The organism is Paraburkholderia sp. UCT2 (genome assembly GCF_014397665.1).
GTDB classification, from domain to species: Bacteria; Pseudomonadota; Gammaproteobacteria; order Burkholderiales; family Burkholderiaceae; genus Paraburkholderia; species Paraburkholderia tuberum.
Genome location: NZ_VZQO01000019.1, coordinates 25,385 through 51,192, shown reverse-complemented (window position 1 = coordinate 51,192; position 25,808 = coordinate 25,385). Strand labels below are relative to the sequence as shown.

General features: G+C 66.3%; 13 protein-coding genes and 1 pseudogene. 9 read left to right on the top strand and 5 right to left on the bottom strand.

Translation table 11 applies throughout. From position 1 onward, the window contains the following. The first annotated feature begins 500 nt into the window (after window positions 1–500). From F6X39_RS17595 to treY, 7 genes are all read left to right on the top strand, one after another. Entirely contained in the window at window positions 501–3,953 is a 3,453-nt protein-coding gene (locus F6X39_RS17595) for a maltotransferase domain-containing protein (protein WP_187617542.1), read from the top strand. Further along, the gene (gene treS / locus F6X39_RS17590; RefSeq protein WP_187617541.1) at window positions 3,950–7,417 is read left to right on the top strand and encodes a maltose alpha-D-glucosyltransferase; all 3,468 of its coding nucleotides are present in this window, start codon (window positions 3,950–3,952) and stop codon (window positions 7,415–7,417) included. Before F6X39_RS17595 ends, treS begins: the two co-directional genes overlap by 4 nt. After that, window positions 7,410–9,620: a 1,4-alpha-glucan branching protein GlgB gene (gene glgB / locus F6X39_RS17585; protein WP_187617540.1), complete on the top strand. Its 2,211-nt coding sequence runs from the start codon at window positions 7,410–7,412 to the stop codon at window positions 9,618–9,620. Before treS ends, glgB begins: the two co-directional genes overlap by 8 nt. Window positions 9,621–9,735: 115 nt before the next feature. Beyond that, window positions 9,736–11,949 (top strand): glycogen debranching protein GlgX, encoded by a 2,214-nt coding sequence (gene glgX, locus F6X39_RS17580; protein ID WP_187617539.1) that lies wholly within the window; start codon window positions 9,736–9,738, stop codon window positions 11,947–11,949. Window positions 11,950–12,088: 139 nt separating this feature from the next. After that, complete coding sequence (gene treZ / locus F6X39_RS17575) at window positions 12,089–13,993, top strand: malto-oligosyltrehalose trehalohydrolase (protein WP_187617538.1); 1,905 nt, start codon at window positions 12,089–12,091, stop codon at window positions 13,991–13,993. After that, window positions 13,990–16,194 carry a 4-alpha-glucanotransferase gene (gene malQ, locus F6X39_RS17570; protein ID WP_187617537.1) on the top strand — a complete coding sequence of 735 codons (2,205 nt, stop codon included), beginning with the start codon at window positions 13,990–13,992 and terminating at the stop codon, window positions 16,192–16,194. Before treZ ends, malQ begins: the two co-directional genes overlap by 4 nt. Continuing rightward, window positions 16,191–19,058 (top strand): malto-oligosyltrehalose synthase, encoded by a 2,868-nt coding sequence (gene treY / locus F6X39_RS17565; RefSeq protein WP_187617536.1) that lies wholly within the window; start codon window positions 16,191–16,193, stop codon window positions 19,056–19,058. The genes malQ and treY overlap by 4 nt, the downstream gene beginning before the upstream one ends. A gap of 40 nt (window positions 19,059–19,098) precedes the next feature. Here the strand turns inward: treY and F6X39_RS17560 are convergent, their stop codons facing one another. Together F6X39_RS17560 and F6X39_RS17555 are read right to left on the bottom strand one after the other, a co-directional pair. After that, window positions 19,099–20,442 carry a hemolysin family protein gene (locus tag F6X39_RS17560; RefSeq protein WP_184036049.1) on the bottom strand — a complete coding sequence of 448 codons (1,344 nt, stop codon included), beginning with the start codon at window positions 20,440–20,442 and terminating at the stop codon, window positions 19,099–19,101. Window positions 20,443–20,533: 91 nt separating this feature from the next. Beyond that, entirely contained in the window at window positions 20,534–21,355 is an 822-nt protein-coding gene (locus tag F6X39_RS17555; RefSeq protein WP_187617535.1) for a sensor histidine kinase, read from the bottom strand. A gap of 195 nt (window positions 21,356–21,550) precedes the next feature. Between F6X39_RS17555 and F6X39_RS17550 the strand changes: the two genes are divergently transcribed. Together F6X39_RS17550 and F6X39_RS17545 are read left to right on the top strand one after the other, a co-directional pair. Beyond that, window positions 21,551–21,892 carry an FKBP-type peptidyl-prolyl cis-trans isomerase gene (locus F6X39_RS17550; protein ID WP_090808322.1) on the top strand — a complete coding sequence of 114 codons (342 nt, stop codon included), beginning with the start codon at window positions 21,551–21,553 and terminating at the stop codon, window positions 21,890–21,892. Window positions 21,893–21,911: 19 nt separating this feature from the next. Next, the gene (locus tag F6X39_RS17545; protein WP_090808320.1) at window positions 21,912–22,700 is read left to right on the top strand and encodes an AraC family transcriptional regulator; all 789 of its coding nucleotides are present in this window, start codon (window positions 21,912–21,914) and stop codon (window positions 22,698–22,700) included. Window positions 22,701–22,784: 84 nt separating this feature from the next. Here F6X39_RS17545 and F6X39_RS17540 read toward each other — a convergent pair. The 3 genes and pseudogenes from F6X39_RS17540 to F6X39_RS17530 form a co-directional block, all read right to left on the bottom strand. Continuing rightward, window positions 22,785–23,311, bottom strand: a pseudogene (locus F6X39_RS17540) (PLP-dependent transferase). Between the two features lie 300 nt (window positions 23,312–23,611). Then, entirely contained in the window at window positions 23,612–25,162 is a 1,551-nt protein-coding gene (gene purF / locus F6X39_RS17535) for an amidophosphoribosyltransferase (RefSeq protein WP_187617534.1), read from the bottom strand. Window positions 25,163–25,251: 89 nt separating this feature from the next. Next, on the bottom strand, window positions 25,252–25,803 hold the full coding sequence (locus F6X39_RS17530) for a CvpA family protein (RefSeq protein WP_090808318.1): 552 nt from the start codon (window positions 25,801–25,803) through the stop codon (window positions 25,252–25,254). Window positions 25,804–25,808 lie beyond the last annotated feature (5 nt).

Sequence of the window (25,808 nt, the reverse complement as noted above, 5' to 3'; positions counted from 1 at the left end):
CACGCGCGTGCCACATGGCGGCCACATGGCTGCCACACGAGCGGCACCCAGGCTTCACGCGTCCGCTTGAACCGCATTCCGTGCAACGCGGGGCCGCCCGTGTAAAACCGGCCCCGCACCACCCCGATTTACATGCCGGCCACCCGTGGCGTGCGTAACAATGCCCGCATTTTTGCGCGCGCTCCGTGCGCGCGCGCACCTTCGGCACCCGCCATCTCACCGTAACCTCCCCGTTTCCGCGCTAGCGCGGTGCCCGGCTGCCCGCGCGTTGGCACACGGTTTGCTCCTTTCCGCGACGAGTGACGACCAGTCCCGCGAGACCGGCGTCTGGCGTCAAAGCACCCGCGACTGGCCAGCGGCGCGACGATCTTTGCACTACATTGACCAGTAGGTGCCCCCGCTGACGCATCGCGCGGTATCCGGCTCGGGAAGCCCAATGAGCGCTGTGATCGCATGCCAAGTGCATCCACACCGCAGCAGGACAACTCTGGAAACGACCGATGGAATCTCCAAACGGGTACGCGCCGCGGATTTATTTTTTTCATTCTCTTCTCGTCGGGCCCCTCGATGCCTGGCCCGCGCAGTTCGCTCATGCGGCCGGGCTCGGCTTCGATCATGCGTTGATCGGCGGGCTGTTCGAGCCCGGCCAGGCCGGCCATGGCCAGGTGGTCGGCAATCACGCTCGGCTGCATCCCGTGTTCGAGGCGCAGCATTCCGTGCACGACGCCGTACGCATGCTCGCCGATGCCGCGCGCCGCAACAACCTGACGCTGCTGGTCGATCTCGTGATCGACCGCATGGCCGCCGACGGCGTGCTGTACAGCGAGCATTCGGACTGGTTTCACGCGCGTGAGTCCGAGCTCGCACGGCTCGATCCGCGCCACGTGCATCGCGAAGACAACGTTGCCTACGCGAATTTCGACGACCCCGCGACGAGTGCCTCGCTGAGCGTCTGGTGGACCCAGCAACTGCTCGCGCTCGCCGAGGCGGGTGTCGGCGGCTTCCGTTTCGATTCGCCGCATCGCGTGCCGGCTGCCGTATGGCGGCACCTCGGCGATGAAGTGCGCGCGCAGCATCCGCGCGTGCGCTTTCTCGCGGCAACGCCGGGCCTGTCGCGCGGCGATCTGCCCGGTCTCGAAGCAGCCGGCTTCGACAGCGCGTTTTCGTCGGTGCGCTGGTGGGATTTCCGTTCGAGCTGGATGGCCGAGGAGCATGCGGCGCTCGCGCGCGTTGGTGCGCCGATCGCCTTTCCCGAAGCGCCGTACGGTACGCGCCTCGCCGCCGAGCTGAGCGACGTGCATGATGCGGCGATCGTCGAGCGGGCGTATCGACGCGCGTTGTTCACGTCGGTTGCATTGGGCAGCGGCTGGATGATGCCGATGGGCTTCGAATACGGCATCGCCGAACCGATGTCGCAAACGCGCGGCGACGCCGCGCAGTTCGCCCGCGCCGCGCAGTCGCGCCGCTTCGATCTGAGCGCCGCCGTCACCCAGGCCAACGACTTCGCGCGCAACACGCCGACGCTGCACGCGAACGGTGAATTGCGCCCATTGAGCGGCCCCGGCGCATCGGCCGCGGTTCTGCTGCGCGGCGACGCAGCCGATCTGCGCGACGCCAGCGAAGCAGTCCTGATCGTCGTGAATCCCGAGCTCGGTGCGCCAGTGCGTGTCGATCCCGCGCGCTTCCTCGCGGGCGTGCCGGGCAGCTTTACGCGCTTCGCGCCGCTCGGCGCGCGCGGCCGAACCGAACCCGCGGCACTCGCGCCGTTCGCGCTCGCGCCCGGTGCGGTGCGGCTGCTGCGCGCGTTCGCGGAACAGCCGATCTGCCTCGCGCCGCCGATCGACAAGGCGAACAGCAAACGCAGCGGCCGCAAGACAGTGCTCGACGCGGTCGAAGCGCCGCGCGTCGCGATCGAGAGCGTGTCGCCGTCCGTGGAAAACGGCCGCTTCGCGGCGAAACGCAGCGTCGGCGAGCGCGCGGAAATTCGCGCGGCGATCTTCGCCGAAGGTCACGACAAGATCGCGGCTGCCGTGCTGTGGCGCGCGGCCGACGAAACCGCGTGGCACGAAGAACTGATGTCGCCCGCGCCGCCGGCCGGGCTCGACTTGTGGAGCGCGCGCATTCCGCTCGAGCGGATCGGCCGCTACGAGTTCACCGTGATCGCGTGGCGCGACGACTTCGCGTCGCTCGTCGAGCACATCCAGAAGAAGCTGAAGGCGAACCAGACCGTCGAGATAGAACTCGACGAAGCCGCGCATCTGTTCGCGCTCGTGCTCGCCGAAGTCGAGACGACCGAAGGCGCCGACAAGGAGCCGCTCGAACACATCGTGCGCGACTTCCAGAAGGCCGACGCCGAACAGAAGCTCGCAGTGATTCTCGCGCCCGCCACAGCGAAGGCAATGACCGCTGCGCGCCATCGCCCGTTTCTGAGCCGCGACCCCGTGATCTACAAGATCGACGCGGAACGCACGGCCGCCTGTTTCGCGAGCTGGTACGAGATCTTCCCGCGCTCGATGAGCGACGACGAGTCGCGCCACGGCACGTTCGCGGACGTGAGCGCGAAGCTGCCGCGCATCCGCGACATGGGCTTCGACGTGCTGTACTTCCCGCCGATCCACCCGATCGGCCTCGCGAACCGCAAGGGCCGCAACAACACGCTGACCACGCAGCCGGGCGATGTGGGCAGTCCCTATGCGATCGGCGCCGCCGAGGGCGGTCACACCGCCGTGCATCCGCAACTCGGCACGCTCGACGATTTCAAGGCGATGCTCGCCGCCGCGCATGCGCATGGCCTCGAGATCGCGCTCGACTTCGCGATCCAATGCTCGCCCGATCACCCGTGGCTGAAGGAGCATCCGACGTGGTTCGCGTGGCGCCCCGACGGCACGCTGCGCTACGCCGAGAATCCGCCGAAGAAGTATCAGGACATCGTCAACCCGGACTTCTACGCGCACGACGCCAAGCCCGGCCTGTGGCTCGCATTGCGCGACGTGATCCTGTTCTGGGTCGACGCGGGCGTGCGCATCTTCCGCGTCGACAATCCGCACACCAAGCCGCTGCCGTTCTGGGAATGGATGATCGCCGACGTGCGTGCGCGCCACCCCGACACGATCTTTCTCGCCGAAGCCTTCACGCGGCCGCGCATGATGAACCGGCTCGGCAAGATCGGCTTCTCGCAGTCGTACACGTACTTCACGTGGCGCGAGTCGAAGCGCGATTTCACCGAGTACATGGGCGAACTCACGCAGACCGGCGCGCGCGATTTCTATCGGCCGAACTTCTTCGTCAATACGCCGGACATCAACCCGCGCCATCTGCAATCGCAGGGACGCACGGGCTTTCTGATCCGCGCGGCGCTGGCCGCGACACTGGCCGGCCTGTGGGGCGTGTATAGCGGCTTCGAACTGTGCGAGGCCACCGCGCTGCCGAACAGCGAAGAGTATCTGGACTCCGAAAAGTATCAGTTGCGGGCGTGGGACTGGCACCGGCCCGGCAATATCGTCGGCGAGATCACGGCACTGAACCGCATCCGTCGCGCGAATCCGGCGCTGCAAACGCATCTCGGTCTCACGTTCCTCGCCGCGCACAACGACCTCATCCTGTGCTTCGAGAAAGCGACCGAATCGCGCGACAACGTGATCGTCGTCGCGATCAATCTCGATCCGTTCAACGAACAGGGCGCGGACATCGAGTTGTCGTGGGACACGTTCCAGCGCTGGCATCTACACGATCACGCCACGCTCGAAGTGATCGACCAGATGACCGGCGCACGCTTCGAATGGCACGGACGCTGGCAACACGTGCGGCTCGGCTCGGGCCAACCGTTCTCGATCTGGCGCATCGCGCCGCTAGGCGGCCTGCCCGCCGATCGCCCCGAGGACAGCGACCACGATCCCGACAGCGCTCCTCACGCAGACGCTGTCAACCCAACCTGGATGGAAGGTGGAACATGAAGCGCGACGATCCAGCCCAAACCGCGCACGAGGCGCAAACGGCCGTGGCCGTCGGCACCGCGGCGAAGGTACGCACGCGCCGCCGCGGCAAACCCGCGGCCCTCAGCGACGATCCGCTGTGGTACAAGGACGCGATCATCTATCAGGTGCACATCAAGTCGTTCTTCGATGGGAACAACGACGGCGTCGGCGATTTCCCCGGTCTGATGGCCAAGCTCGACTACATCGCCGAGCTCGGCGTCAACGCGATCTGGCTGCTGCCGTTCTATCCGTCGCCACGCCGTGACGACGGCTACGACATCGCCGACTACCGCAACGTGCATCCCGACTATGGTCAGCTCGCGGACGTGCGGCGCTTCATCCAGGAAGCGCACGCGCGCGGCATCCGCGTGATCACCGAACTCGTCATCAACCACACGTCGGATCAGCACCCGTGGTTCCAGCGCGCGCGGCGCGCGAAGCCCGGCTCGAACTATCGCAACTACTACGTGTGGTCCGATACCGATCAGAAATACCCGGAGACTCGCATCATCTTCATCGACTCGGAGCCGTCGAACTGGACGCACGATCCGGTTGCGGGCGCGTACTACTGGCACCGCTTCTACTCGCACCAGCCCGATCTGAACTTCGACAATCCGGCGGTGTTGAAAGAGGTGCTGCAGGTGATGCGTTTCTGGCTCGACATGGGCATCGACGGGCTGCGGCTCGATGCGGTGCCATACCTCGTCGAACGTGAAGGCACCAACAACGAGAACCTGCCTGAGACGCACGAGGTCCTGAAGCGGATTCGCGCGACCATCGACGCCGAGTACCCGAACCGGATGCTGCTCGCCGAGGCGAACCAGTGGCCCGAGGACGTGAAGGAGTATTTCGGCAACGAAGACGAATGCCATATGGCGTTCCACTTCCCGCTGATGCCGCGCATCTACATGTCGATCGCGAGCGAAGACCGCTTCCCGATCACCGACATCATGAAGCAGACACCGGAACTCCCCGAATCGAACCAGTGGGCGATCTTCCTGCGCAATCATGACGAGCTGACGCTCGAAATGGTCACCGATTCCGAGCGTGACTATTTGTGGAACACCTATGCGAGCGATCGCCGCGCACGTTTGAATCTCGGCATTCGCCGCCGTCTCGCGCCGCTGATGGAGCGCGACCGCCGCCGCATCGAGCTGATCAACTCGCTGCTGCTGTCGATGCCCGGCACGCCGGTCATCTACTACGGCGACGAACTCGGCATGGGCGACAACATCCACCTCGGCGACCGCGACGGCGTGCGCACGCCGATGCAGTGGTCGTCGGATCGCAACGGCGGCTTCTCGCGCGCCGACCCTGAGCAACTGGTGCTGCCGCCCGTGATGGGTACGCTGTACGGCTTCGACGCGGTCAACGTCGAAGCGCAGAGCCGCGACCCGCATTCGCTGCTGAACTGGACCCGCCGCATGCTTGCGACGCGGCGCGCGAAGCAGACCTTCGGACGCGGCACGATCCGCTTTTTGAAGCCGGAAAACCGCAAAATTCTCGCGTATCTGCGCGAGATGCCCGGCGAGGCGCCGATCCTGTGCGTCGCGAATCTGTCGCGCGCGCCGCAGGCGGTCGAGCTCGAGCTGTCAGAATTCAACGGCTTCGTGCCGATCGAGATGACCGCCGATTCGGTGTTCCCCGCGATCGGCCAGTTGACCTATCTGCTGACGTTCCCGCCCTACGGCTTCCTGTGGTTCATGCTGTGCGAAGGCGGCGGGCGTCCGACATGGGCGCAGGCGCATTCCGTGCCGCTGCCCGAGTTCGTCACGATCGTGATCCGCGAGGGGCAGACCGGGCCGACACCCGAAAACGTGCGGCTGCTCGAATCCGAAGTGCTGCCGTCGTGGCTGAGCCGGCGCCGCTGGTTCGCGTCGAAAGATCAGAAGATGCACGCGGTGCGGCTCGCCGCGCTGACCACGATCCCGAACGGCGGCTTCGCATTCACCGAAATCGAAGTGGACGTCGGCAACCACACCGAACGCTACGTGGTACCGATCGCGCTCACATGGGGCGGCGAAACCACCACGCCGCTGTTCCTGCAATTGGCGCTTGCGCGCGTGCGGCGCGGCCGCACCGTCGGCCATCTGACCGACGCGTTCTCGCTGCCGATCTTCGCGCACAACGTGCTGCGCAAGCTGCGCGAGCGCGCGGTCGTGCCGACCGTGCAGAAGAGCGAGATCAAGTTCCTGCCGACCGAGCGCTTCGCCGAACTCGACGCTCTCGGCGAGCGGCCCGAGATTCGCTGGCTCGCGGCCGAACAGAGCAACAGCTCGCTGATCGTCGCCGATGCCGCGGTGCTGAAGCTGGTGCGGCGGCTCGTCAGCGGCATCCATCCGGAAGCGGAAATCAGCCGCTATCTGACGCAGCTCGGCTATGCGAACACCGCGCCGCTGTATGGCGAAGTGGTGCGCGTCGATCCCGAGGGCGTGCCGCATACGCTCGCGATCCTGCAGGGCTTTATCGACAATCAGGGCGATGCGTGGAACTGGTCGCTCGATTATCTGCGCCGCTCGGTCGACGAACTCGCGATCGCGATCGACACCGAAACGCAGAGCGTACCCGATCGCACGAACGAATCGATTCTGCTGGACGGTTACGGCGAACTCGCGGGCATCATCGGCCGCCGGCTCGGCGAGTTGCACGTCGCGCTCGCCACGCCGAGCGACGACCCCGCGTTCGCGCCGGAACCGGCCAACGCCAAACAGGTGAAGGCATGGGTCGACGCGACGCAGACGATGCTCGCGGCCGCGCTCGATCTGCTCGCGCCGCGCATCGCGGACATGAGCGACGCGGACACGAAGGGGCTTGCGCAAAGTCTGATCGATCGCCGCGCCGCGCTCGTCGAGGCCGTCGACAAGCTGGTGCCGGGCGACGCGGGCGCGTTGCGCATCCGCATCCATGGCGACTTCCATCTCGGCCAGGTACTGGTCGCGCACGGCGACGCGTACCTGATCGACTTCGAGGGCGAGCCCGCGCGTTCGCTCGACGAGCGTCGCCAGAAATCGAGCCCGTTGCGTGACGTGGCGGGTCTGATGCGCTCGCTCTCGTATGCGAGCGCGGCCGCGCAATCGACCACCGAAAGCGCGCCGCAACAGACCGCCGATCGCAAGCGCGCGCTGTTCGAGCGCTTCCGCGCGCACGCGACCAGCGCGTTCCTCGCGCAATATCGCGCGGCCGCCGCGCAGTCGCCGACGCCGCTCGTCGCGCCCGAATCCGAAGAGGCGCTGCTCGATCTGTTCCTGATCGAGAAGGCCGCCTACGAAATCCGCTACGAAGCGGCCAACCGACCGGCGTGGCTCGGCTTGCCGGTGCGCGGCCTCGCGGCGCTCGTGAGCCGGCTGCTCGGCGACACCGGCAGGCCGCCGCACCACGATCCGTCAACCCAGGCGCCTGGCGCGGCCACGCCGCCTAACCCGGCCGAGGGCGACTATGAGTGAGCATGATGCGGCCGCAGGCCTTCAACCCGTCGATATCGACGCGCTCGTCGAAGCGCGTCACCCCGATCCGTTTTCGCAGCTCGGGCTGCATCAGACGGACGCGGGGCCGATCGTGCGCGCGCTGCTGCCGAACGCCGCGCACGTCACCGTGATTTCGCGCGCTGATGGCGCGACGCTCGGTGAACTCGAACAACTGCGCCCTGGCCTGTTCGCGGGCCGCATCACGTCGGCGATGCCGTATCGCTTGCGCATCGACTGGCATGGTGTGGTGCAGGAAGTCGAGGATACCTATTCGTTTGCTCCGGTGCTCGGCGACGAGCCGCTCGAACGTCTCGCGCGCGGCGATCCGTACGCGGTGCTCGAATGTCTGGGCGCGCGGCCGGTCGACGTCGACGGTGTGCCGGGCGTGCGCTTTGCGGTGTGGGCGCCGAATGCGCGGCGCGTGTCGGTGGTCGGCGACTTCAATGCGTGGGACGGCCGCCGCCATCCGATGCGGCTGCGTCACCAGGCGGGCGTGTGGGAGCTGTTCGTGCCGCGCGTTGGCGCCGGCACGCGCTACAAATACGAGCTGCTGTCGCGCGACGGCCATCCGCTGCCGCTGAAGGCCGACCCGTGCGCGATGCAGACGGAAAAGCCGCCGGGCACCGCATCGATCGTCGCACACGTCGACGAGATCGAGCAGTTTCCGTGGAGCGATCACGAGTGGATCCAGTCGCGCGCCGACAAGCAGACCGCGCGCACGCCGATCACGATCTACGAAGTGCACGCGGAGTCGTGGCTGCGCGTCGCCGAGGAAGGCCAGCGTGGTCTCGTCTGGGAAGAGCTCGCCGAGCGCCTGATCCCCTATGCGAAGAGCATGGGCTTCACGCACATCGAATTTCTGCCGATCGCCGAGCATCCGTTCGGCGGTTCGTGGGGCTATCAGCCGCTCGGGCAGTTCGCGCCGTCCGCGCGCTTCGGCAAGCCCGAGCAGTTCGCGCGTTTCGTCGATCGCGCGCACGAAGCAGGGCTCGGCGTGATTCTCGACTGGGTGCCCGCGCATTTCCCGAACGACGCGCATGGCCTGATCGATTTCGACGGCACGCCGCTCTACGAGCATGCCGATCCGCGCGAAGGCTATCACCAGGACTGGAACACGATGATCTACAACCTCGGCCGCAACGAGGTCAGCGCGTTCCTGATCGCGTCGGGGCTCGCGTGGTTGAAGCGCTATCACGTCGACGGCCTGCGCGTCGATGCGGTCGCGTCGATGCTGTATCGCGACTACTCCCGTGCGGCCGGCGAGTGGGTGCCGAACATCTATGGCGGCCGCGAGAATCTCGAATCGATCGCGTTCCTGAAGCGGTTGAATCACGAGGTCCGCTATGTGCCGGGCGCCCCCGGCGCGATCACGGTCGCCGAGGAATCGACCGCATGGCCGGGCGTGACCGCGCGCCTCGCGGACGGCGGCCTCGGCTTCGACTTCAAGTGGAACATGGGCTGGATGCACGACACCCTGCACTACATGCACGAAGACCCGGTGTATCGCCAGTATCACCACCACAACATGACGTTCGGCATGGTGTACGCATATTCCGAGCACTTCGTGCTGCCGCTTTCGCACGACGAGGTGGTGCACGGCAAGGGCTCGCTGCTCGGCAAGATGCCCGGCGACCGCTGGCAGCGTTTCGCTAATCTGCGCGCGTACTTCGGTTTCATGTGGACGCATCCGGGCAAGAAGCTGCTGTTCATGGGTGGCGAATTCGGCCAGATGGCGGAGTTCGACCATGACGGCTCGCCGCATTGGCATCTTCTCGACGATTCGAACCACCACGGCGTGCAATTACTGGTGCGCGACCTGAACCATCTGTATCGCAACGAGCCCGCGCTGCATCTGCTCGACAGCGAACCGGGCGGCTTCGAATGGTTGATCGGCGACGACAGCGGCAACAGCGTGTTCGCCTATCGGCGCACCGACGGCGCGGGCCAGGAGTTCGTCGTGGTGTGCAACATGACGCCGGTGCCGCGGCTCGGCTATCGGCTCGGCATGCCGCGCGGCGGACGCTGGGTGGAAGTGCTCAATACCGATGCAGGCGTGTATGGCGGCTCGAACATGGGCAACGGCGGGCTGATTCATTCCGACCATGTATCGAGCCACGGCAGGCCACATTCCGCCGCGCTGACCTTGCCCCCGCTCGCGACGATCGTATTGCGCGCGGACTGAGGAAACGTGCCGTAACCCGGGCGCGCGGCGCACAGGCAGCCGCCGCGCGCCCGTTGCATGAAGACCCAGGCAGACCCGAGCGCTAGCTCGACAATCAGAACAGGAAAGGGAAATCATGTCGCATGCGTTGCCCGAGCGGTTGCTGCCCGGCTCGCCGTATCCGCTCGGCGCGAACTGGGATGGGCTGGGCGTCAACTTCGCGGTGTTCTCGGCCAATGCGCAGAAAATCGAGCTATGCCTGTTCGACTCAACCGGCCGCAAGGAGATTCGCCGCTTCACCATGCCCGAATGCACCGACGAGATCTGGCACGGCTATCTGCCGAACGCGCATCCGGGCACCGCGTACGGCTTTCGCGCGCATGGGCCGTATCAGCCGCATTTCGGGCATCGTTTCAATCCGCACAAGCTGCTGCTCGACCCGTATGCGCGCAAGCTCGTCGGGCAGTTTCGCTGGTCCGACGCGCTGTTCGGCTATCGCGTGCATTCGAATCGCGCGGACCTTTCGATCGACCGGCGCGATTCCGCGCCCGCGATGCCCAAGTGCGTCGTGATCGACGAGGCGTTCGACTCGTCGCACGACAGGCGGCCCGACGTGCCGTGGGGCGAGACCGTGATCTACGAAACGCACTTGCGCGGCGCGTCGATGCTGCGCTCTGATCTGCGCCAGCATGAACGCGGCACGTTCGCGGCGCTCGCGTCGCCGGAGTTCATCGAGCATTTGCTGAAGCTCGGCGTGACCGCGGTCGAGCTGCTGCCCGTGCACGCGTTTCTGAACGACCGCTTCCTCGTGGAGCGCGGCCTGCGCAATTACTGGGGCTACAACACGGCAGCGTTCTTCGCGCCGGAGCCGACCTATCTGAGCACGCACCGGCTCGACGAAATGCGCATCGCCGTGCGCCAGCTGCACGCGGCCGGCATCGAGGTGATTCTCGACGTGGTCTACAACCACACTTGCGAAAGCAATGAGATGGGCCCGACCATTTCATGGCGCGGCCTCGACAATGCCAGCTATTACCGGCTGATTCCCGGCGACGAGCGTCACCATATCAACGACACGGGCTGCGGCAACACGGTCAATCTGCCGCATCCGCGCGTGCTGCAGATGGTGATGGATTCACTGCGCTACTGGTCGACCGCGTTCAATATCGACGGCTTCCGTTTCGATCTCGGCGTGACGCTCGGGCGCGAAAGCCACGGCTTCGATCCGGGCTCGGGCCTGTTCGACGCGTTGCGCCAGGACCCGGTGCTATCGCAACGCAAGCTGATTTCCGAGCCATGGGATCTCGGCCCTGGCGGCTATCAGCTCGGCAATCATCCGCCGGGATTCAGCGAATGGAACGACCGTTTCCGTGACACGGTGCGACGTTTCTGGCGTGGCGATGCCGGCCTGCGGCCCGACCTCGCCGCGCGCATGACCGGTTCGGCCGATCTGTTCAACCGGCGGCATCGCAAGCCGTGGGCGTCGATCAACTTCGTCACGTCGCATGACGGCTTCACCTTGGCCGATGTCACCGCGTACGAGCAGAAGCACAACGAAGCCAACCTGGAAGACAACAACGACGGCCACAACGAGAATTGCAGCCGCAATTGGGGTCTCGAAGGCGCGACCGACGACCCCGCGATCCTCGCGACCCGCCGTCGGGTGTCGCGCTCGCTGATCGCGACACTGATGCTCGCGCTCGGCACGCCGATGCTGCTGGCCGGCGACGAAGCGCTGCGCACGCAGCGCGGCAACAACAATGCGTACTGTCAGGATAACGACCTATCCTGGATCGACTGGGACCTCGCGGATTCGCCGGAAGGTCAGCGCATGACCGAGTTCGTCGCGCGCGTGATCGGGTTGCGCAAGCGCCATCCGCTGCTGCGTGAAACGCGCTTTCTGTTCGGCGACCGCGAAGTGCTGCCCGGCCTGTTCGACGTCGGCTGGTTCGACGAACACGGCGATCCGCTGACGATCGAAGCGTGGCAGGACCCCGAGGGACGCGCGTTCACGTTGCGTCGCGCGGGTCCGGGCCTGAATGGCGAAACCGAAGTATTGTTATTGATGCTCAACGCTCACGAGGAACCGCTGCAGTTCGCGCCTCCCGCGCCGCACCTGGAATGGCATGTGCTGTTAGACACGGCCGATCCGGAACGCGCGCCGCAGCGGCTCGCGACGGCCGAACTCGAGGTCGCCGCGCACGGCCTCGTGATACTCGCCGCGCAACCGACCGGTGAAGCGGATTGGCAAGCCGGCTGGGTGGCTGGCGCGCAGCACGGGCCGCGGCTGTTGACCGCGCTGCCGCCCGATCCGGGCGCGCAGACCGCAAAGGACGATGGTTCGCAATGAACGATGCACTGCGGCGACCTGGTTCGAGCGTGGACAAATCGCACCGCAGCCGGGGTGGCAAGAATGTTGCGACGCAATGCCTGCTTGCGTTGCGTCGCATTGCCGTCCAGGCTCGTTAGCAGATTCGAATGGTGAAGACATGTCTGAAAGTCCGATTGATCCTCACACGCATCATCACGCGCACTGCCTGCCGTTCAGCGCGCAGTTGATCGGCGCGAGCGGCCCGCGACCGCGCACGCGGTTCCGTTTTTGGGCACCGTCGTGCAACAGCGTGCGGGTGGTCGTCGAAAACGGCCCCGCGCAAGGCGCGCACGACATGGCTCCGACCGGCAACGGCTGGTTCGAGACCACCGTGGAGAGCGGCGCGGGCACGCTGTATCGGTTCCAGCTCGACGACGGGCAGGCGGTGCCCGATCCGGCCGCGCGGTTCCAGCCGCGGGACGTGCACGGCCCGAGCGAGGTCATCGATCCGCGCGCCTACCATTGGGAACACACCGAATGGCACGGCCGGCCCTGGGAAGAAACGGTGCTGTACGAATTGCACGTCGGTGCGATGGGCGGGTATGCGGGCGTGCAAAAGCGCCTGCCCGAGTTCGCCGCGCTCGGCGTCACCGCCATCGAACTGATGCCGTTGAACGACTTTCCCGGTCGTCGCAACTGGGGTTACGACGGCGTGTTCCCGTACGCGCCCGACTCCGCATACGGCCGCCCCGAAGAACTGAAGGCGCTGATCGACGCCGCGCATGGTGTGGGCCTGATGGTGTTTCTCGACGTCGTCTACAACCACTTCGGACCGGACGGCAACTATCTGCATACTTACGCGGAGCCGTTTTTCCGCGCAGGCGTGAACACGCCGTGGGGCCCCGCGATCGACTTCGAGCGCAGCGAAGTCAGCGACTTCTTCACCGACAACGCCGTCTACTGGATCAACGAGTACCGCTTCGACGGACTGCGCTTCGATGCGGTGCATGCGATCGACAATCCCGGGTGGCTGCGCGAGCTGTCGGACCATATCCGCGCGCGCGTGCAGCAGGGCCGTCACGTGCATCTGGTGATCGAAAACGAGCACAACAGCGCGAGCCTGCTCGACGCGCATTTCGACGCGCAATGGAACGACGACGCGCACAACACGCTGCACGTGCTGCTGACCGGCGAAACCGAAGGCTATTACCACGCGTATGCCAACGAACCGATTCGCCGGCTCGCGCGAGTGCTGTCCGAAGGCTTCGCGTATCAGGGCGAGCCGTCGCCGCTGCACGATGGTGCGCCGCGTGGCGAAGCGAGCGCGCATCTGCCGCCGACGTCGTTCGTGATGTTTTTGCAGAACCACGATCAGATCGGCAACCGTGCATTCGGCGAACGTCTGCGCAAGCTGACCTCGGATGACGCGCTGCGCGCCGCGACCGCGTTGCTGTTGCTGTCGCCGCAAATTCCGCTGCTGTTCATGGACGAGGAGCATGGATCGACGCAACCGTTCCTGTTTTTCACCGATTACACCGGCGATCTCGCCGACGCCGTGCGCGAAGGGCGGCGCCGTGAATTCGCGCGCTTTGCCGCATTCAGCGATGAGAAACGCCGCGCGCAGATTCCCGATCCGAACGATGCCCAGACCTTCGCCGCCTCGTCGCCACCCGCGCCCGATGTACAGCCGACGCCGGATCGGCTCGACTGGATGCATTACTACAAGTCCGCGCTGGCGGTGCGCGCGAAGCTGATCACGCCGCGCCTGAAACATACGAAGGCGTGCGGCGCGACCGTGCTGCGCGATGCCGGTGGCGGCGACGCGAACGCGCTGATCGCGCGCTGGAAACTAGGCGATGGCGAGACGCTGTCGATCGCGCTGAATCTGTCGCAGCAGAACGTCGCGTTCGACGCCATCCCCGACGGCAAGATCATTTTCGAAACACCGCCGCGCGCGCGCGAACAGGCCGACGCGCGGGTGTTGCCCGCGCATGCGTGCATCGCGTGGCTGACCGGCGACATCAACGAATTCGCGAGCCGCCACGATGCGCGCATCGCATCGCACGAGGAGCAGCGCGCGTGACGACCCGACGCCCCAACGACAGGCTCGCCGCGCTCGCCACCCGCGCAGGCTTCGAGGTGGAGTGGCAGGACGCGCACCATCATACGCAGCACGTGCCGGAGAAGACTCTTGGCACGCTGCTCGAACGCATGGGTCTGCCGTGCGGCAACGCCACGGATATCCGCCACAGCGCCGCTGCTCTGGAGGCCGAACTATCGGGCCGCCGGCTGCCGCCGCTGATGACCGCGGTGATCGGGCGTGGCATCGCGCTGCCCGCGGCCGCGGTCAGGTCGGGCAGCCATTACCGGATCGAGCTGGAGAGCGGCTCGATCATCGACGGCCGCTTCACCGCGCCGAAAGGCGAGGAAGCGCTGCTCACGCCGATCGACGAAACCGGCTATCACACGCTCGTGATCAACGACCAGCGCATGACGCTCGCGGTCGCGCCGCCGCGCTGCTACACCGTCGCCGACGCGTGGCGCACGCTGCACGGCGGCGGCGCAGAAGGCGAACGCGAAGCCGCGCCGCCCGCGCCGCCGCTGTGGGGCATCGCCGCGCAACTGTATGGCTTGCGCCGCACCGGCGACGGCGGCATCGGCGACTACACGGCGCTCGCGCAGCTTGCGCGGCACGGCGCGCAGCGCGGCGCGCACGCGCTCGCCGTCAGTCCGACCCACGCGATGTTCAGCGCGCAGCCCGAGCGCTTCAGCCCGTACGCGCCGTCGTCGCGTTTATGGCTCAACGTCACGCATATCGATCCGGCCGCGGTGTTCGGCACGGATGCGTCCGCGTCCGCATCGGCGCAAGCCGGCAACGCTTGGTCCAAATATGAAGAGCTGCCGCTGATCGATTGGCCGCACGCGACCCCGCTGAAGCTCACGGTTTTGCGCGCGCTGTACGAGCAGTTCAGCGCCAACGAGCGCCCGCAGCACTCGCCGCGCGCGCTCGAATTTCACGGCTTCTGCGAACGCGCGGGGCGCGCGCTCGAAGATCATGCGCGCTTCGAAGCGCTGCAGGCCGCGCAGCTCGCGCAAGGCGGCGACGGCCATTGGCGCAACTGGCCCGATGCGTTGCGCGACCCACGCAGCCCCGAAGTCGAGGCGTTCGCCGCCGCGCATCGCGACGAGGTCGACTTTCATCTGTTCCTGCAGTGGCTGGCATCGCGCGGGCTGTTGCACGCTCAGCACACCGCGCGCGAAGCCGGCATGGCGGTCGGCCTGATCGCCGATCTCGCGGTTGGTTGCGACAGCGCCGGCAGTCATGCATGGTCCTATCCCGACGACATGCTGCAGGGCGTGTCGGTCGGCGCGCCGCCCGATCTCTTCAACCAGGCCGGCCAGTCGTGGGGACTCACGACCTTTTCGCCGCGCGCGATGCGCACACAAGGCTTCGCCGCGTTCATCGACATGCTGCGCGCGGCGTTCGCGCATGCCGGCGGCATCCGCATCGATCACATCCTCGGCTTGCGGCGTCTGTGGCTCGTGCCCGAAGGCGAAAGCGCGCGCAATGGCGCGTATCTGCGCTATCCGTTCGAAGACCTGCTGCGGCTGATCGCGCTCGAATCGTGGCGGCATCGCGCGATCGTGATCGGCGAGGACCTCGGCACCGTGCCGTCCGGGTTTCGGGAGCGGCTCGACGAGCACGGCATCGAGGGGATTCGCGTGCTGTGGTTCGAAGGCGCCCCCGACGGCAACGGCTTCAAGGCGCCGGCCGATTGGGACCGCTACGCGGTCGGCACGACGACCACGCACGATCTGCCGACCGTCGCCGGCTGGTGGCGCGGCAGCGACATCATGTGGCGCAACCGCATCGGCCAGACGATGGCGCGCGCCGACGGGCGCGATCCCGAGGAAGCGGCGCTCGAAGAGCGCGCGCAGCAGCGCGCCGACTTGTGGCGCGCGTTCCAGCAAGCGGGCGTGGCCGCGCCCGATGTCGCGCCGCCGGACGCCGACAACGCGCCGGTCGACGAAGCGCTCGCATTCGTCGCCGCGACACCCGGGCCGCTCGTCACGTTTCCGCTCGAAGACCTGCTCGCGCTCGACGAGCAGCCGAACCTGCCGGGCTCGATCGACGAACATCCGAACTGGCGCCGCCGCATGACGCTGCCCGTCGACGCGATGTTCGACGACCCCGTGTTCACCGACCGCCTGCTGGCCGTCGACGGCGCGCGCCGCGCCGCCGCGCGTTCATCCAACACTTCCGCGGAGCCTGACACGCCATGACCGTTCCACGCTCCACACTGCGCCTCCAGTTCCATCGAGGCTTCACGTTCGACGACGCCGCGCGGCACATCGACTACTTCGCCGCGCTCGGCATCAGCCACCTGTACGCGTCGCCGATCACGACGGCCGAGCCCGGCTCGATGCACGGCTACGACACCGTCGACTACACCGAGGTCAGTGCCGAATACGGCGGCGAGTCGGGCCTGAAGCACCTCGTCGACACGCTGCGCGCGCACGACATGGGGCTCATCGTCGACATGGTGCCGAATCATATGGGCGTCGGCGGGTCGAGCAACGCGTGGTGGCTCGACATCCTCGAATGGGGCCGCCACAGCGCGTATGCGCGTCATTTCGACGTCGACTGGCATTCGCCCGATCCTGCGCTGCGCGGCAAGGTGCTGCTGCCGACGCTCGGCGCGTCGTACGGCGAAGAACTGGCGGCGGGCCGCATCGGGCTGCATTTCGCGGCCGACAGCGGACGCTTTCATATCGGCTACGGTCCGCACGTGTTCCCGATCTGCCCGGTCGATTACGCGGCCATCCTGCAAGGCGCCGACCGCGCCGATCTGAGCGCGCTCGCGAATCGCTTTCAGGGGCTCACCACGCAGCCCGCCGATCAGCCGCGCGCCGCCGAGGCGCGTGACGCGCTGCGCGAGTTCGTCGCGCACGAAGGCGAGTCGGCGATCGAGTTCGTGCTGGAGACTTACGCGCCTGAAGATCCGGTCACGCGCGACCGGCTGCATCGGCTGATCGAGCGGCAGCATTTCCGGCTCGCGTGGTGGCGCACCGCCTCCGACGAAGTGAACTGGCGGCGCTTCTTCGACATCTCGACGCTCGCCGGCGTACGCGTCGAGCGGCCCGAGGTGTTCGAGGCGGTGCACGCGCTGATCTTTCGCCTCTATCGCGAAGGGCTCGTCGACGGCTTGCGGATCGATCACATCGACGGGCTCGCCGAGCCGCGCGAATACTGCCAGCGTTTGCGCCAGCGGCTCAGCGAGTTGCGCGACACCGCGCCGTATGTGGTGGTGGAGAAGATTCTCGGCCGTGGCGAGCCGTTGCGCGACGACTGGCCCGTCGACGGCACGACCGGCTACGACTTCATGAACGACGTCGGCGCGCTGCTGCACGATCCGGCCGGCGCGGACCCGCTCGCCGGTACGTGGGCCGAGCTCACCGGCCGCAGCGCGCGCTTCGCCGATGAAGCGCACGCGGCGCGTCGCAAGATTCTCGCGGAAAACTTCTCGGCGGAACTGGACCGCGCGGCGCGCGCGCTGCATCGGATCGCACGCGACTCGCTGAGCACGCGCGACTTCACGTACCCGGCGCTGCGCCGCGTGCTGACCGAACTGGTCGTGCATTTCCCCGTGTACCGCATGTATCCGCTGGGCGGACTGCGCAGCGCCGCCGACAACGTCTATTTCGAGGAGGCGCTCGCGGGCGCGCGCGCTTCGCTGCCGCGCTCGGATCATGCGGCGCTCGAGCGCGTGAATGCGTGGCTCGGCGGCAGCGCCGAAGAGGCCCCGCCCGCGCGGCCCGGCGCGCAGTCGCAGCAGCAGGCGCAAGGCGGCGCAGCGTCGCCGCATGCGGGCTCGTCCCGGCGCAGCGCGCAAACGCTGTTTTCGCAGCTGACCGCGCCGCTCGCCGCCAAGGCGATCGAGGACACCGCGTGCTATCGCTACGGCCGTCTGCTGTCGCGCAACGAAGTCGGCTCGGACCCGGGCGAGTTCGCGCTGTCGGTGGAGCAGTTTCATGCGGGCAATCTCGAGCGCGCGCAACGTTTTCCTCATGCGATGCTTGCGACCGCCACGCACGATCACAAGCGCGGTGAAGATGTGCGCGCGCGGCTCGCGGTGCTCAGCGAGATCGCCGACGAATGGGGCGCGACGTTGCGTGCATGGTCGACGTTGAACGCGCCGCAGCGTCGAGCGCTCGACGGCACGCCGATCAACAGCGTGAGCCAGGACAAGAGCGACGCATGGGCTCCCGGCCCCGCCGCCGAGGCGATGCTGTATCAAACGCTGGTGGGCTGCTGGCCGCCGCCGCTGCGCGCCGACGACGAAGCCGGCGTCAAGGAGCTGGCCGAGCGCGTCGCGCAATGGCAGTTGAAGGCGCTGCGCGAGGCGAAGCTGCAGACCAGCTGGCTTGCGCCCGACGAAGCCTACGAAGCCGGCTGCCGCGAATTCCTGTTCGGCATCCTTGCGCCGCAGCGGCGCGACGCCTTTCTGAAGGAGCTGTCGGCGTTCGTCGAGCGCATTGGTCGCGCGGGCGCGCTCAACAGCCTGCAGCAGACGGTGCTGCGTGTCGCGTCGCCCGGGATCCCAGATCTTTATCAAGGCACCGAGCTGTGGGACTTCAGCCTCGTCGATCCGGACAATCGGCGGCCCGTCGATTTCGCGAAACGCGAGGCGTGGCTGCCGCAGACGCAAACGCCGCCGTCGGAATTTCTGGCGGACTGGCGCGACGGGCGCGTCAAGCTCGCGGTGATCCAGCGCGTGCTGGCGTTGCGCGCGCATCTGCCGGAGCTACTGAGTCAGGGCGCGTATCTGCCGCTCACGGTGCGCGGCGTGCATGCGTCGAGTGTGATCGCGTTCGCGCGGCGGCATGGCAATGCGTGGGCCGTGGTGATTGCCAGCCGGTTGGCCGCGCGACTGCTTGGCGATGATGCTGGTCTGCCACTCGTCGAGCCGGCGCAATGGGCGGATACGGCCATCGAAATGCCGCCCGATCTGTCGGCGCGTGCGCTGTTCGATTGGCTGAGCCCCGCCGCGCCGAAAGTCGACGATCACGGGCTGCTGTATCTGCGCGACGCGCTCGCCGCGATGCCGGTCGCGGTGTTGGTGGAGGATGGGGTGCCTCGAAGCTGATGCGGCTAAAAAGGGTTGAGGCTTCGGGTTGGCTCGGCCCTCAACCGCCCTCGTCGTCGAACAGCTTCGGATACACGCGCACGAGCACGATGCGCGGTCCCTTCATCTTCTTGACCACGACGTCGAAGTCTTCGAACTCGACGCGCTGCCCTTCGCTCGGCAGATCGTTGAGCGCCTGGATCACGAGCCCGCCCACCGATTCGGCCTTGCCTTCCTCGATGTCGATACCCAGAGCACGTTCGAGCGACACCACCGGCAAGCTGCCCTTGCCCATCAGCGTGCCGTCGTCCATGCGGGTCCAGTCGGCGTCGCCCTGGCGGAATTCATCGTGGATCTGCCCGACCAGCGCGCCGAGCAGGTTGTCGAGCGTCAGGAAGCCGATCGGTTTCGCGTTCTTGTGGCCGACCAGCGCGAAGTGCGGCGCGCCCTTGCGAAAGCGCCGGAACAGTTCGAGCGCCGGCATGTCCGGCTTCACGTACTGCACGGGGCGGACGTAGCGCGACAGGTCGTCGAGCGTGCTGCCCGCCTGGCGCGCGAGCAGCAGGTCCTTCAGATGGATCATGCCGGCCACGCGTTCGCCGGATGCATCCTCGAACAGCGGATAGCGGCTGAAGCGGTGCCGCGCGACCACCTGCATGTTGTCGCGCAGCGGCAGATCGCGCCGCAGGCACACCATTTCATGCGACGGCCGCATCAGGTCCGATACGGTCATTCGCGAGAAGTCGAGCGAGTGCGCGATCGTGTTCCATTCGTCCTGGCTGTACGCGCCGGTCGACGCACCGAGTTCGCTCGCGACGTTCGCGCGGCGGCCGCGCAGGATCAGCTTGAGTTCCTCGGTCGAGTAACGCGAGTCGTGACCCTGGTCGGTATCGAGCCCCGCGGCCTTCAGCACCGCGTTCGCGCTCGTGTTGAGCAGCCAGATGGCCGGGTACATGGCCCAGTAGAAACCGTACAGCGGCGTCGCGGTCCACAGCGAAATTTTCTCCGCCTCGCGAATCGCGAGCGACTTCGGCGCGAGTTCGCCGACCACGATATGCAGGAACGAAATACACGAAAACGCGAAGAACAGTGAAATGCCATGCATCAGCTTCTCGGACTCGACGCCGATCACGGTGAAAAGCGGCATCAGCAGTTGCGCGAACGCCGGTTCGCCGATCCAGCCGAGGCCGAGCGACGCGAGCGTGATGCCGAGCTGACACGCCGACAGATACGCGTCGAGCTGTCCGTGCACCTTCGCGAGCAGACGTCCGCGCATGCCATGCTGGGTGGCAAGGCTTTGCACGCGGGTCTGCCGCAGTTTGACCAGACCGAATTCGGCGGCGACGAAAAAGCCGTTGAGTGCAACCAGAAACATTGCACCGATAAGAGCGACAACCTGGATCAAAGCGACGGGCTCCGGCAACAAAAGTTGTCAGTATAGGGGCTGAAAGATCGATGAAATCTTGATTGTGCGCCAACGCATTCGCGCGCGACGCTCATTTCGGCGCCGCCGCGCTGAACGGCACGCGCAGCACGAGCGTGGCGGGGGTCGCGGTGACGCCGTCCGCTTCCGTCGTATCGCTTTGCTCGAAGCTTCCGCCGTGCGCCTCCGCGACGCGTTTGCACAACGCGAACACCCACGCGACGCGCTTCGCCTCGCGCGGTTCGCCCGCCTGCTTGCGCGCGAACGCTTCGAGCACATGCGGCAGCGCGGCGTCGTTCAACGCGGCCTCGTTCGGCTCGTACGTGACGCTCGCATGCCATGTGCCGTTGTCCGCGCGCGCGGCCAGTGCGACCTCGGTGCCCCGCGCGCTCGCTTCGACGGCGAACGTCAGCATCAGCCACACCGCGGCGGCGAGCCGAGCGCGGTCGCCGTTCAGTTGCTCGGTGGCGATCTTCGAGTCGAGCCGCACTTCGACGCCGCGCGCGCGGGCGAGGCCGGCGCGGACTTCCTCGACGGTTTCGTCGAGCAGCGGATGCAGCGGAAAGGGTTCATACGTGAGCGCGAGCGATTTCGTTTCGGCGCGCGTCGCATCGACGATCGTCTCGAGCAGCTTCACCTGCTGATCGACGCCGCTGCGAATGCCGGTGATCGCGCGCTGTGAATTGGGATCGTTCGCGTCGAGCTTGCGCTCGAGCACGTACGCCCAGCTATGAATCGCATTCAACGGACCGCGCAGGTCGTGCGACACCAGCGACAGCACGTGATCGCGCATGAACAACGCGGTTTCCGCGCGCAGCAGCGCGCTGCGTTCGGTGATGACGAAGCCGGCCGACGCCGGCTGGGCGCCAGCAGTCCCGTTGGGTGACGTAGTCACGATCGAGTCCTCTCAGGCAATGCTGGATGATGGGGGGAAGCCCCATTATAGGCATCCCGTTCGGACCGACCAGTCGAGGCCGAATCGCGACGCGGAATGCAATCCGCATGCCATGCGCGGAACCGGACCCGACTCCGCGATCGACGTCAACGCGCCTACAATGTCGGTTTTACGTTTTGATCTGAGGAGCAACGCATGTCGACTGTGACGACCGAATCCGGCCTGAAGTACGAAGATCTCGTGGAAGGCACCGGCGCCGAAGCCGTGGCCGGCAAGACCGTGACCGTGCATTACACGGGCTGGCTGACCGACGGCCAGAAGTTCGATTCGAGCAAGGACCGCAATGACCCGTTCGCGTTCGTGCTGGACGGCGGCATGGTCATCAAGGGCTGGGACGAAGGCGTGCAAGGCATGAAGGTCGGCGGCAAGCGCAAGCTGACCATTCCGCCGCAACTCGGCTATGGCGTGCGCGGCGCGGGCGGGGTGATTCCGCCGAACGCGACGCTCGTGTTCGAAGTCGAACTGCTCGAAGTCTGAGTCACGTCTGCGTATTGTCGTGAGCCACGCCGCGGTCACCGCCCCCAACGTTTCGCTGCGCTGCTATGGCGCGATCGAAGCGTCGGACGTTCACGACTTCCACCAGGTCGTGCTGGGGCTCGACGGCGCAATGGTGATGGCGGTTGACGGCGTCGCCGAGCAGATCGACGCCGGCTCCGCATGGCTGATCCCGGCCGGCGCGCGGCACGATTATGCGGGTGTCGGCACGAACCGTCAGCTCGTGCTCGATTTGCCTGCGGCGTCGCTGGCGGTGCCCGAGCGGTTGTTCGAGCGCGCGCGCGCCGTGGCCGTTGATCCGTCGCTCGCACAGCTCGTGCACGCGATTGCCGCGCATGCTGCGGGCGGCGTGGGCGAAGCGCAAGGTAATGCCTTCGGTCACCGTCGCTTTCATTGGGATGCTGCGGCACGCCTGGGCGCCGCGCTTGTCGCCGATTCCGGGGCGCTTGCCGGTGTGCAGAGCGAAGGCGTTCGTCTCGATTTCGCGCGCATCGACCGCTGGCTGCGCGCGCATCTGTCCGAGCCGCTGAAGATCGCGGACCTCGCCGCGCACTGCGGCTTCGGCATGCGGCGTTTTCATCAACTGTTTATCGATGCGTTCGGCGAGACGCCGCATCGCTATTTGCAGCGGCTGCGGCTCGACACGTCGATCACGCTGCTTGCGGACGCGCGTCTTTCGTTGACCGATATCGCGCTCGAGATCGGCTTCGGCGATCAGAGCGCTTACACGCACGCGTTCACGCGGCGTTTCGGGCTGGCGCCCGGGCAGTGGCGCGCGTTGCGGCACTGAGCGCGGCGGAGGTGGCGCGGAGGGCTTTGAGACCCTTGAGGCCATTTGAAGCCTGTATGCCGCGCACAGGTTTTGCCCTGCCTGTCAGCTTTCGAGCCCACATTGCAGATCCGCACGGATATCGCCCGCGTTTTCAAGCCCCACCGCAAATTCGAGCCCCGGATAGAACACGCGATTGACGGCCGGATGCGAGTCGAGCCAGCGCGCGATTTCGAGCGCATTCGCCGACTGCTTCTCGACGCGCAGCGACAACGTTTCCATGCCTTTCAACAGTACCCACGCGTTGAACGCGGACAGCGTCGGCCCGGCGCTGCGTACGAACGGAAACACCTTTTCCATGATGATTTTCTTCGAACCGACCAGCGCGCCGCCGAGCACACGGCCCTAGCCGTCGAGGAACCTGGTCGCAGAATACATGACGACTTCCGCGCCCGGTTTCAGCGGCTGCTGCAACGCCGGGCTGCAGAAGCAGTTATCGACGACGAACAGCGCATTCGCGTAATGCCGAACTTGCTGAAGATCTGCGAGAACATGCCGAGCGTCGAGCCGAACAGCGCCCGCGAGCTGACGAGGTGATCGCCCGCCTGCAACGTCGACATCACGACCGACATGATCGCGGCCATGCCTGAAGCCGTCGCGATGCAGGCCTCGCCGCCTTCGAGTTTGGTTCTGGTCTCCAGGTTTCCGTGGCTGCTTCCGTGGCTAAATAAGGCAGCAACAAAAAAGCCCGCTTTTGCGTCGGCATAAGCGGGCTATAAGCGGGCTTCATGTGCGGGGAGGCTGGAGCCAGGGCGGACGACTGTCGCGTTCCGCCCTTCGCTTTAGCTGTTTCGGGTTGCCCCGCGTCCGCAAGCTGAGATCAAATCGACGCAAGCCAACATGTTAATGCGCTCGGGGCGCGGTGTGTACGCTCAACCCACCGACAGTTGCAGATGCAGCTGCGAACGCGCCGGGCCGCCACCGTCGATCGCTTCACTCGCGGCATCGCGATCCGATTGCGACGACGGCGCGAGACGCGCGCTTTCGATGCGGTCGAGGTATTCGGTCGTGATGTCGCCGGTCACGTAGTTGCCGTCGAAGCACGAAGCCTCGAACTCCTTCAGCGCCGGATTGATATCGCGCACCGCCTGCTTCAGCGCATCGACGTCCTGATACACGAGGTGGTCCGCGCCGATCATGCGCGCAACTTCCTCGTCCGAGCGGCCGTGCGCGACCAGTTCGCCGCGCGTCGGCATATCGATGCCGTAGACGTTCGGGAATTTCACCGGCGGCGCCGCCGACGCGAAAATCACCTTGTTCGCGCCCGCATCGCGTGCCATCTGCACGATTTCATGCGACGTCGTGCCGCGCACGATCGAGTCGTCGACGATCAGCACGTTCTTGCCCTTGAACTCGATGTTCATCGCGTTCAGCTTCTGGCGCACCGACTTCTTGCGCACCGCCTGCCCCGGCATGATGAAGGTACGGCCTACATAGCGGTTCTTGAAGAAGCCCTCGCGATACTCGACGCCGAGCTTCTTCGCGACCTGCATCGCGGCCGGGCGCGACGAATCGGGAATCGGCATCACCACGTCGATTGCGACGTCGGGCAGCTCGCGCCTGATCTTCTCGGCGAGGTAGTCGCCCATGCGCAGACGCACGTTGTAGACCGGCACGCCGTCGAGCACCGAATCCGGACGCGCCAGATACACGAGTTCGAAGATGCAGGGGTTCAGGCTCGTGGTCGTCGCGCATTGCTGCGAATGCAGCTGGCCTTCGGCGTCGATGAAAATCGCCTCGCCCGGGTGCACGTCGCGCACGAATTCGAAACCGACGCCTTCGATCGCCACCGATTCCGACGCCAGCATCCACTCGACGCCGTCAGCCGTTTCCCGTTTGCCGAGGCACAGCGGACGGATGCCGAACGGGTCGCGGAGACCAAGCAGGCCGTAGCCAGCGATCAACGCGACGATCGCATACGAGCCGCGCACCCGCCGATGCACGCCCGACACCGCCTTGAACAGCGCGGCCGGATCGAGCTGCAGACCCGAGCTCGACAGTTGCAGCTCGTGCGCGAGCACGTTGAGCAGCACTTCGGTATCGGAATTGGTGTTCACGTGGCGGCGATCGATGCGGAACATCTCATCTTTCAGCTGCTGCCAGTTGGTGAGGTTGCCGTTATGCGCGAGGATGATGCCGAACGGCGCGTTCACGTAGAACGGCTGCGCTTCTTCTTCGCTCGACGCCGAACCGGCGGTCGGGTAACGGACCTGGCCGATGCCCGTCGTGCCCGGCAGGCTGCGCATGTTGCGCGTGCGGAACACGTCGCGCACCATGCCGTTGGCCTTGTGCATGTGGAAATTGCTGCCGTTCGCCGTCGCGATGCCGGCGGCGTCCTGACCGCGATGCTGCAGAAGCAGCAGGCTGTCATAGATCAGCTGGTTGACCGGGGAATGGGAAACTACGCCTACGATGCCGCACATGGCATGTCCTTCAAAGGTACGAAATTCGTGATGGCGACCGGTGCCTGCGACCGCGCCCGCGCTTTCATGCGACGGCACGCGCTACGACGTCAAGGCAGCCGGTATGCGCCGGAGTCCTGTTGCGCATTGCTCGGGGCGCCCGAATCGTCCACATGGACGTAAGCGGCGAGCGCCTCGGGGAGCAGCGGTTTCATTGCGCGTACGCCCGCAACCGCATACGGACGAAGCAGCGCGTTGCGCCAGAATTCCTCTTTGGGCAGTTCGGTCAAGCCTGCGAGGGCGACCAGAATCAGCACCAGAACGACCCCACGCACGAGGCCGAACATCAAACCGAGCGAGCGGTCCGCACCACCCAGTCCCGTGACCTGCACGAGGCGGCTGAGCAGCGCGCTCACCACGCTCGTGACCAGCACTACGCCGATCACCACGAGCGAAAAAGCCAGCAGCCACTGCGTCAACGCGCCGCCCGGCCAGGTAGACGGGATATACGGGACCACGTAGCCCACGAACTCGCAAGCGATGAAAAACGCCGCGACCCAGCCGATCAAACCAAACACTTCCGACAGCAAACCGCGCCAGGCGCCTCGCAGCGCCGACAAACCGATCACCGCCATTACAGCGTAGTCGAAGGCAGTGAACATCGCTC